General features: G+C 62.7%; 9 protein-coding genes. 8 read left to right on the forward strand and 1 reads right to left on the reverse strand.

Going from position 1 to position 9,353, the window contains the following annotated elements; all coding sequences use genetic code 11:
• Window positions 1-42 precede the first annotated feature (42 nt).
• A complete protein-coding gene (locus tag ACEN2T_RS28165) occupies window positions 43-1,032 on the reverse strand; it encodes a GntR family transcriptional regulator (protein ID WP_442117896.1) in 990 nt (329 codons plus the stop codon).
• A gap of 335 nt (window positions 1,033-1,367) precedes the next feature.
• On the opposite strand from ACEN2T_RS28165, the gene ACEN2T_RS28170 reads away from it, so the two are divergent.
• The 8 genes from ACEN2T_RS28170 (at window position 1,368) to ACEN2T_RS28205 (ending at window position 9,091) form a co-directional block, all read left to right on the forward strand.
• Entirely contained in the window at window positions 1,368-2,690 is a 1,323-nt protein-coding gene (locus tag ACEN2T_RS28170) for an amidase (RefSeq protein WP_442117897.1), read from the forward strand.
• 11 nt (window positions 2,691-2,701) lie between these two features.
• Entirely contained in the window at window positions 2,702-3,580 is an 879-nt protein-coding gene (locus tag ACEN2T_RS28175; RefSeq protein WP_003210406.1) for a polysaccharide deacetylase family protein, read from the forward strand.
• 39 nt (window positions 3,581-3,619) lie between these two features.
• Window positions 3,620-4,960 (forward strand): MFS transporter, encoded by a 1,341-nt coding sequence (locus ACEN2T_RS28180; protein WP_032886468.1) that lies wholly within the window; start codon window positions 3,620-3,622, stop codon window positions 4,958-4,960.
• A gap of 10 nt (window positions 4,961-4,970) precedes the next feature.
• Window positions 4,971-5,732, forward strand: a complete 762-nt coding sequence (locus tag ACEN2T_RS28185) for an SDR family NAD(P)-dependent oxidoreductase (protein WP_095183921.1) — start codon at window positions 4,971-4,973, stop codon at window positions 5,730-5,732.
• Between the two features lie 153 nt (window positions 5,733-5,885).
• Window positions 5,886-6,635 carry an SDR family NAD(P)-dependent oxidoreductase gene (locus tag ACEN2T_RS28190; RefSeq protein WP_032886471.1) on the forward strand — a complete coding sequence of 250 codons (750 nt, stop codon included), beginning with the start codon at window positions 5,886-5,888 and terminating at the stop codon, window positions 6,633-6,635.
• Between the two features lie 13 nt (window positions 6,636-6,648).
• Window positions 6,649-6,948 carry a hypothetical protein gene (locus ACEN2T_RS28195; RefSeq protein ID WP_032886473.1) on the forward strand — a complete coding sequence of 100 codons (300 nt, stop codon included), beginning with the start codon at window positions 6,649-6,651 and terminating at the stop codon, window positions 6,946-6,948.
• The gene (locus tag ACEN2T_RS28200; RefSeq protein ID WP_032886474.1) at window positions 6,945-7,919 is read left to right on the forward strand and encodes a CobW family GTP-binding protein; all 975 of its coding nucleotides are present in this window, start codon (window positions 6,945-6,947) and stop codon (window positions 7,917-7,919) included. The genes ACEN2T_RS28195 and ACEN2T_RS28200 overlap by 4 nt, the downstream gene beginning before the upstream one ends.
• Window positions 7,916-9,091: an ABC transporter substrate-binding protein gene (locus ACEN2T_RS28205; RefSeq protein ID WP_442117898.1), complete on the forward strand. Its 1,176-nt coding sequence runs from the start codon at window positions 7,916-7,918 to the stop codon at window positions 9,089-9,091. Before ACEN2T_RS28200 ends, ACEN2T_RS28205 begins: the two co-directional genes overlap by 4 nt.
• Window positions 9,092-9,353: the final 262 nt, after the last annotated feature.

Below are 9,353 nucleotides of genomic sequence, written 5' to 3' on the forward strand. Positions count from 1 at the left end.
TCAATCGTCGCACCGCCCTGCCTACATTGGCTCCGTGTTGCGTCAGCTTATTTTGTTGAGGTAGGCGGGGAGTGGCTGTTCTGGCAGCACCGATAGCACTTTCAAACGCTGCAACATCCGCTGCCGTGCCCGTTGCAAATGCTCGCGCAGATTCAACGCCGCCGCGTCAAACGCGCCATGCAGCAGCAACTCCAGAATCAAGCGATGTTCGGCGAGCATGGCTGGATCCGCGCCGATCCCCAGCAATCGGTAAAAAATTCGGCTGATGATCATCGGGCTTTGGCCCTGGCGAATCAGCGCGGCAATCTTGCGGTTCTGCATCCCGGCCAGGCAGCGCTGGTGCAAGTCTTCTTCGATCTGCTCGATGGCTTCCAGGCTGCACTCGGCGCTGTTCTGGGCATCCAGTACCCGCTGCAGCATGGCTTCAAGGACCTCGCGGTCCAGGTTCGGTGCGCTCTGGCGCAGCGCCTCGGGCTCCAGGCAGGCACGTAGTTCGTAATCCTCGGTGACTTCCCGCGCGGTCAACGGCCCGGCCAACCATTGGGAGTAGGGCTCTTTTTCCACTAGGCCACGGTCACGCAGGCGCATCAGCGCTTCACGCACCACCGCTCGGCTGACGCCGTAGTGGTCGGCGGCGGCTTGTTCATCCAAGCGGTAATGGCCGAAGGCAATGCAGGTGGACAGTGCCGCACCGATCTCCTCGACGATCCGCTCGCCCAGCGGCCGGGTGTCCACCAGCTCAGCCTCGCCGTTGAGACCCAGGTGCGCATGGCTCAGGGGCAGGCGCAGCGGCTCCATGACCAGGCCTTCGGGGTTGATCAGGTAACCCCGGCCGTTGAAGCGGCAGATCAAGCCTTCAGCATGCAGCAGGTCCAGCGCCTTGCGCACCGGCACGCGGCTGGTGCCGAACAGTTCGGCCAAGGGCGCTTCCAGTAAAACCAAGCCATGACGGGCGGTGCCATTGACGATCGCGTCGCGCAACACCTGGTGAATCATCGCGTAACGGGAGGCCGAGGCGGACACTGCTTTCATCACTTTCTCTGGGGCTTGTAGGACGGTGGCCGGGGATTCTCTCATAAGTTGCGCCTGTCACTCTGTGCTACGTCGGTGGCACTTTTTTGGGGCCTGAAAGGTGTGACTGTTACTTTTCTGCACCAAAATGTACTTATTAGTAAAAGATACATTATTTCATTGGAGGTGGATCCAGTTGTGATGCAAGACATTTTTCCATCGATCAAAACCATCTATCCCGCTGCTATGGGCGAAAAACCGTAACCGCGTAAACAGCGCTACGTAGAGACTGGCACGAAAGCTGCCTTTGTAAAATGTACATTTTATGAATATGTACGTTTTATGAGGTTCTCCTGATGTCAGACGCCACATCAATGGCCGAGGATTTCGCCAGCGGTCGCAGCGACCCGGTGCAAGCCCTCGAACAGGCACTCGATCAAGCGAGCCGCTCGGCCAGCGTTTTCATTTCCCTGACCGCCGAGCGCGCCCGCCGTGAAGCCGAAGCGTCCGCGGCCCGTTGGCGAGCTGGCCAACCCTTGAGCGGGTTCGATGGTGTGCCCGTGGCCTGGAAAGACCTGTTCGACGTGGCTGGCAGCGTCACCACAGCCGGCGCTGCTTACCGGCGCAACGCGCCTGCGGCCTTGCTCGACGCACCGAGCGTGGGCCTGCTTTGCCGCGCCGGGATGGTCAGCATCGGCAAAACCAACCTCAGCGAACTCGCTTATTCAGGGTTGGGCCTCAACCCGCATTTCGGCACTCCGCACAACCCCCATGGCACGGACCAACCGCGCATTCCCGGCGGCTCGTCCTCGGGTTCGGCCGTGGCCGTGGCCGCCGGCATTGTGCCGATTGCCATGGGCACCGACACCGCAGGCTCCATTCGCATCCCGGCGGCGCTCAATGGTGTGGTGGGTTACCGCAGCAGCAGCCGACGTTACAGCCGTGACGGCGTATTTCCCCTGGCTCGTTCCTTAGACAGCCTCGGCCCGCTGACCCGCAGCGTGCGTGATGCGCTGGCCATCGATGACCTGCTCCATGGCCGCACACAGACCCACAGCGCCCGCAGCCTCAAAGGCCAGCGCTTTGTACTGGCGCAGCAGGACGTCGAGCCCGCTGTGCGCAACAATCTGCTGAGTGCCGTGGTGCAACTCAAGGCCCAAGGCGCGCTGATCGAAGAACGTGAATGCCCGACCTTCCAGGCCACTCTGGACCTGATCAAACACCACGGCTGGCTCGGTGCCTTCGAAGCGTTCGCCCTGCACCAAACCCTGCTTGACAGCGCCGATGCCGAGCAACTCGACCCCCGCGTGCGCCGCCGCCTCGAAGCCGCCCGCGCGCTGCCGGCCAGCCAACTTATCCACCTGACCGATGCGCGCCGTCGTCTGCAACAGCAACTGCTCGACGACCTTGACGGCGCGATCCTGATCACCCCCACCGTCGCCCACGTCGCGCCCGCTTTGGCGCCCCTGGAAAACGACGACGACCTCTTCGTGAACACCAACCTCGCCACCCTGCGCCTGACCATGCCCGGCAGTTTGCTGGACATGCCAGGCGTGACCTTGCCCAGCGGCCGCGATGCCCAGGGCCTGCCCACCGGGCTGCTGCTCAGCGCCCCGACAGGAGAAGACGCACGCCTGCTGCGCGCAGCGTTGTCCGTCGAAACCGTAATTAACGTTTAAGGAGACACACCATGGCTAAAGACATCCTCTGTGCATTTGGCGTCGACGTGGACGCCGTCGCCGGCTGGCTCGGTTCCTACGGCGGCGAAGACTCGCCCGACGATATTTCCCGTGGCCTGTTCGCCGGTGAAATCGGCGCGCCGCGCCTGCTCAAATTGTTTGAACGTTACGGCCTGCGCACCACCTGGTTTATCCCTGGCCACTCGATGGAAACCTTCCCTGAGCAGATGAAGGCCGTGGCCGACGCCGGTCACGAAATCGGCGTGCATGGCTACAGCCACGAAAACCCGATTGCGATGACCGCCGAGCAGGAAGAAATCGTCCTCGATAAATCCATCGAGTTGATCACTCAGGTGACTGGCAAACGTCCCACCGGCTACGTCGCGCCTTGGTGGGAATTCAGCAAGGTCACCAACGAACTGCTGCTGAAAAAGGGCATCAAGTACGACCACAGTCTGATGCACAACGACTTCCATCCGTACTACGTCCGCAAGGGCGACACCTGGACCAAGATCGACTACAGCCAGCACCCCGACACCTGGATGAAACCCTTGGTGCGCGGCGAAGAAACCGACCTGGTGGAGATCCCGGCCAACTGGTACCTGGACGACCTGCCGCCGATGATGTTCATCAAGAAAGCCCCCAACAGCCACGGTTTCGTCAACCCGCGTCACCTCGAAGAAATGTGGCGCGACCAGTTCGACTGGGTCTATCGCGAACACGAACACGCGGTGTTCACCATGACCATCCACCCCGACGTGTCCGGCCGCCCGCAAGTGCTGTTGATGCTTGAGCGCCTGATCGAACACATCCAGAGCCATGCCGGCGTGCGCTTCGTCACCTTCGACGAAATCGCCGATGACTTTATCCGCCGCCAACCCCGTACCTGACCCTTAGAAAAACAGCCCCCCACCTCCGAGGCGCGACTCATGTCCATCTACAACAAGCTTGACCTGACTGGCTGGAAACCCCGGCAACTCACCTCCAAGGAAGTGCGGTTTGCGACCTGGATTGCGTTTTTCGCCTGGGTGTTTGCGGTGTATGACTTCATCCTGTTCGGCACCTTGCTGCCGGAGATCGGCCGGCACTTTGGCTGGGGTGAAGTGGAGCAAGCTGAAATCGCGACGTGGGTGGCGGTGGGCACGGCAGTAGTCGCCTTTGCCATCGGCCCTGTGGTCGATAAGTTGGGCCGTCGCAAGGGCATTATCTTCACCGTGGCCGGTTCCGCGCTGTGCTCGGCGCTGACCGCGATTGGTGGGGCGTGGGGTAAGTCACCGCTGATTCTGATCCGTTCGTTGGGCGGCCTGGGCTATGCCGAGGAAACCGTCAACGCCACGTACCTGAGTGAGCTGTACGGCGCCTCGGAAGACCCGCGACTGACCAAACGTCGCGGTTTCATCTACAGCCTGGTGCAGGGCGGCTGGCCGGTCGGTGCATTGATCGCCGCTGGCTTGACTGCACTGTTGCTGCCGATCATCGGCTGGCAGGGCTGCTTTATCTTCGCCGCGATCCCGGCGGTGGTGATTGCGATCATGGCGCGCAAGCTCAAGGAGAGCCCGCAGTTCCAGATCCATGAACGCATCAGCCAACTGCGCAAAAACGGCGCGGTGACAGAAGCACAGAACGTGGCGGCAACCTACGGCGTGGATTACGACGAACACAGCAAGGCCGGCCTGAAAGCTGCGTTCCGTGGCCCGGCCCGCCGCGCCACCCTGGTGATCGGCGCTGCGTTGTTGCTCAACTGGGCGGCGATCCAGGTATTCAGCGTGTTGGGCACTTCCGTGATCGTCAGCGTGCACCACATCTCGTTCGAGAACTCGCTGATCATCCTGGTGCTGTCGAACCTGGTGGGTTACTGCGGTTACCTCAGCCACGGCTGGATGGGTGACAAGATCGGCCGTCGCAACGTGATCGGCCTGGGCTGGATGCTGGGCGGCCTGTCGTTCGCCGGTATGCTGTTTGGCCCAAGCAACATGGCCATGGTGGTCGGGCTGTATAGCCTGGGCCTGTTCTTCCTGATCGGGCCGTACTCGGCGGCTTTGTTCTTCATCAGCGAAAGTTTCCCTACCAGCATCCGCGCCACCGGTGGCGCGATCATCCACGCCATGGGGCCGATTGGCGCAGTAGTCGCCGGTTTCGGTGCAACCCAGGTGTTGTCCGCCGGCAGCGACTGGCAGACCGCCGCGCTGTGGTTCGGCGCCTTGCCGTGCTTTTTGTCCGGTGTCCTGATGTTTGCCGCGCGCCATGTGCGTCCGGAAACCGTTCAGTAAGGAGTGATTGATGAGTCGTAAAGTTGCCTTGATTACCGGTGCCGCCAGTGGCATCGGCCAAGCCCTCGCCGTGGCGTATGCGCGCAACGGCGTGGCGGTGGTGGGCGGGTACTACCCGGCCGATCCCCATGATCCACAGACCACCGTTTCCCTGGTGGAAGAGGCCGGTGGCGAATGCCTGATGTTGCCGCTGGATGTCGGTGATACTGCCTCGGTCGACGCCCTGGCCGCACAGGCCGTGCAGCACTTCGGCCGATTGGATTACGCGGTAGCCAACGCCGGCTTGCTGCGTCGCGCGCCACTGCTGGAAATGACCGATGCACTCTGGGACGAGATGCTCAACGTCGACCTGACGGGGGTGATGCGCACCTTCCGTGCGGCGACGCGGCACATGAAGGAAGGCGGCGCGCTGGTGGCGATTTCCTCGATTGCCGGCGGCGTGTATGGCTGGCAGGAGCACTCGCACTATGCCGCCGCCAAGGCCGGTGTGCCGGGCTTGTGCCGGTCGCTGGCGGTGGAATTGGCCGGTTTGGGGATTCGCTGCAATGCGGTGATCCCAGGCTTGATCGAGACGCCGCAGTCCTTGGATGCGAAGAATTCGCTGGGGCCGGAAGGTTTGGCGAAAGCCGCGCGGGCGATTCCGCTGGGGCGGGTAGGGCGCGCGGATGAAGTGGCGTCGCTGGTGCAGTTCTTGACCAGTGATGCGTCGAGTTATTTAACCGGGCAGAGCATCGTCATCGACGGCGGCCTGACCGTGCGCTGGCCTGACTGACTGATGTACTTGATCCAAATGTGGGAGGGGCGGTGCGACGATTCGACTTGCCCCCGATGGCGGTGTTTCAGTTAGCCCATCTGTGACTGACCCACTGCCATCGGGGGCAAGCCCCCTCCCACATTGGAAGTGGAATTTTTCAGGAGTTTTTGCATGAACCAACTGACCAACCGCCGCGCCGTGATCACCGGCGCCGGCAGCGGCATCGGTGCCGCCATCGCCCGCGCCTACGCCGTTGAAGGCGCGCGTCTGCTATTGGCCGACCGCCACGCCGCCAGCCTCGCTGAAACCGCAATCACCTGCCGCAACCTCGGCGCCGAAGTGGTCGAGTGCGTGGCCGATGTGGGCACCGTCGAAGGCGCCCAAGCCAGTGTCGACCGCTGCGTCGAACATTTCGGCGGCATCGATATTCTGGTCAACAACGCTGGCATGCTTACCCAGGCGCGGTGCGTCGACCTGTCCATCGAGATGTGGAACGACATGCTGCGCGTTGACCTCACCAGCGTGTTCGTCGCCAGCCAGCGCGCGTTGCCCCACATGGTCGCGCAGCGCTGGGGGCGGATCATTAATGTGGCCTCGCAACTGGGCATCAAGGGCGGCGCCGAACTGACTCACTACGCGGCGGCCAAAGCGGGTGTGATTGGGTTTACCAAGTCCCTGGCGCTGGAAGTGGCCAAGGACAACGTGCTGGTCAACGCTATCGCCCCTGGCCCGATCGAAACCCCTTTGGTCGGTGGCATCAGCGACGACTGGAAACGCGCCAAGGCCGCCGAACTGCCCTTGGGCCGCTTTGGCCTGGCGGACGAAGTCGCGCCTACCGCCGTGCTGCTCGCCAGCGAGCCGGGCGGCAATCTGTTCGTCGGCCAGACCCTGGGCCCGAACTCCGGCGATGTCATGCCATGAGTGAGGTGTAGCCATGTGCGGACTCTGCGGATTGCTCGGCGAAGACCTGCACTGGAGTGATCCCCTGGGCGACGAATTGCCCCGGCGCCGCGAGCGCCTGCGCCGTATCGCTGCGATCAACCAGGTGTTGGCGGTGTTCCGGCTCAAGGTCGAAGATTTCCAGGGCGCCTCCTATCTGCTGTTGGGCGCCACCGGTAAACAGGAACTGGCGAGCGGCCTGGATCAACTCTGGCAGGCGGCCGAAACCATGCTCGGCCGCCCGCTGGATCCTCTCGATCCACGGCTGTTGGATCACTTGGAGTCAACCCCATGAGCATCGCGCTGAATGTCATTACCGGCTTCCTCGGCAGCGGCAAGACCACCTTGCTCAAACGCCTGCTGCAAGGCGAAAGCCTCGGCGATACCGCGTTGCTGATCAACGAATTCGGCGACGTCGGCATTGATCATCTGTTGGTGGAAGAAGTCGCGCCAGACACCGTGCTGCTGCCCAGCGGCTGCATCTGCTGCTCGATCCGTGGCGAACTCAAGGACGCGTTGCTCGGCCTGTTGCAGCGCCGCGAGCGTGGCGAAATACCCGCGTTCAAACGCGTGATCCTGGAAACCACCGGCCTGGCCGACCCGGCACCGATCCTCGCCACCCTGAACAACGATGTGCAATTGCGTGGACGTTTTCATATCGGTCTGGTGATCACGCTGGTCGATGCCAGCCACGCCGCCCTGCAAGAGCGCCTGCACCCGGAATGGCTGGCCCAGGTGGCGGCTGCGGACCGTTTGCTGCTGAGCAAGACGGACTTGGCGGGCGAGTGCGAGCCCCTGCGCGCGCATCTGCGGGCACTCAATACCGGCACGCCGATCCTCAATACCCATGACATTCACAGCGGCGATCAATTGCTGCTGGGCGAGGGCTTGCGCAGCGCCGAGCCGGCGATGGAAGTCAGCCGCTGGCAACTGCATCAAACCACCACCGCCACCCATGGCGCGGCGCAAGTGTGCAGCCTGACCTTCGACCAGCCGCTGGACTGGGTCGGCTTCGGGGTGTGGTTGTCGATGCTGTTAAGATGCCACGGCGAACGAATCCTTCGCGTCAAAGGACTGCTCAACGTGAACGCCAGCAACGCCCCCATCGTCATTCATGGCGTGCAGCACTGCCTGCATGCCCCGGTCCATCTGCCTGCGTGGCCGGGCACAGACCGGCAATCGCGCCTGGTGTTTATCCTGCGTGGTCTTGACCCTGCGCTGTTGCGGCGTTCTTTTGATGTGTTCTCGCGGCGGTTCGCCGGATGATCACTTTACGCGTCCTCGGCACCTCCGTGACCTTGCTCGAAACCCTGCGCGTACGTGCCGAACAGGAGCTGGGCATTCGCCTGGTGTACCAGGTGCACGACGTTGAACAGGCCCAACGCATTGCGGTGATGCAGCCCGACAGCTACGACCTGTACGACCAGTGGTTTCATAACGTCGACTTCGTGTGGCCGGCCCGGGCGATCCAGCCCATCGACACACGGCGCATCGCGCTGTGGCATGAGATCAACGACCTGCCCAAACGCGGGCGTTTGTCGCCCAGCGACCGCCTGGGTAGCGGCAGCGTGCCCAGTGAGCGTTTATTTGTGCAGCACGACGGCAGCCTCGGCAGCACCGTCACCGACCGCATCAGCATGCTGCCCCTGACCCACAACGCCGACAGTTTCGCCTACCGCCCCGAGCGCCTGCCCGAAGGTTTTTGCCACGGCAACGAAAGCTGGGGCTGGCTGCTGGACCCGGCCTGGCGCGCGCGCACAGCGCTGCAAAGTGACGCCGCCATCGGCGCCCTGGACGCCGCACTGGCGGTGCAGGGCGCGGGGCTTGCCCGCTTTAACGACATCGGCAACATGAGCATCGAAGAGATCGACGTGCTTGCTGACATTCTGGTGCGCAAACAGAAAGAAGGGCATTTCGCCGCGTTCTGGTCCGACGATGAAGAGGCTGCGCAACTGATGCTCAGCCCCAGCATCGATATCCAGAGCCTGTGGTCGCCGACGCTGATGCGCCTTCACCGCGCCGGAGTGAAGTACCGCCTGGCCGTACCCCGCGAAGGCTATCGCGCCTGGTTTGGCGGTTTGTCACTGTCGCGCCATGCCCAAGGCCCGGTGCTGGATGCGGCCTATGCCTACCTCAATTGGTGGTTGTCCGGCTGGCCCGGCGCGGTCATGGCCCGCCAGGGTTACTACATCGGCAACCCGGCGCGCAGCCGCGATCACCTGAGCAGCGCCGAGTGGGATTACTGGTACGCCGGCAAGCCTGCGCTGGAGGAATTGTTGGGGAGTGACGGGCTACCGCTGATTGATATTGGCGAAGTGCGTGATGGTGGTTCGTATGAGCAGCGGATGGGGCATATTGCGGTGTGGAACTCGGTGATGGATGAGCACAACTACCTGGTGCGCAGGTGGGGGGATTTCATGCGGGCGCGTGGTGTTTGATTGAGTGCGTGGGTTGGGGGGCATATCCGTTGCTGCGGTAACGGCCGCCTATGGTTCCGCTCTTACAGCGGGTCACTTTTGGAAAAGGCCGGAATGCTGGCCCAGCGTGGTTGACGGGGCGATTCCAGATCAAAAGCAACAGCGCGGCGGCCTTAGAGCCGACCGGGTTCTTAAGCCGAACTCCGTCCAAATGTGGGAGGGGGCTTGCTCCCGATGGCAGTGGGTCAGTCACAGCTGCATCAACTGACACACTGCCATCGGG

It is taken from the genome of Pseudomonas sp. W22_MBD1_FP4 (assembly GCF_052113765.1).
GTDB lineage: Bacteria > Pseudomonadota > Gammaproteobacteria > Pseudomonadales > Pseudomonadaceae > Aquipseudomonas > Aquipseudomonas sivasensis.

Bases quoted from the DNA above. Each gene is read 5' to 3' on its own strand.
- ACEN2T_RS28165 (WP_442117896.1), bottom strand. From the start codon at position 1,032: ATGAAAGCAGTGTCCGCCTCGGCCTCCCGTTACGCGATGATTCACCAG.
- ACEN2T_RS28170 (WP_442117897.1), top strand. From the start codon at position 1,368: ATGTCAGACGCCACATCAATGGCCGAGGATTTCGCCAGCGGTCGCAGC.
- ACEN2T_RS28175 (WP_003210406.1), top strand. From the start codon at position 2,702: ATGGCTAAAGACATCCTCTGTGCATTTGGCGTCGACGTGGACGCCGTC.
- ACEN2T_RS28180 (WP_032886468.1), top strand. From the start codon at position 3,620: ATGTCCATCTACAACAAGCTTGACCTGACTGGCTGGAAACCCCGGCAA.
- ACEN2T_RS28185 (WP_095183921.1), top strand. From the start codon at position 4,971: ATGAGTCGTAAAGTTGCCTTGATTACCGGTGCCGCCAGTGGCATCGGC.
- ACEN2T_RS28190 (WP_032886471.1), top strand. From the start codon at position 5,886: ATGAACCAACTGACCAACCGCCGCGCCGTGATCACCGGCGCCGGCAGC.
- ACEN2T_RS28195 (WP_032886473.1), top strand. From the start codon at position 6,649: ATGTGCGGACTCTGCGGATTGCTCGGCGAAGACCTGCACTGGAGTGAT.
- ACEN2T_RS28200 (WP_032886474.1), top strand. From the start codon at position 6,945: ATGAGCATCGCGCTGAATGTCATTACCGGCTTCCTCGGCAGCGGCAAG.
- ACEN2T_RS28205 (WP_442117898.1), top strand. From the start codon at position 7,916: ATGATCACTTTACGCGTCCTCGGCACCTCCGTGACCTTGCTCGAAACC.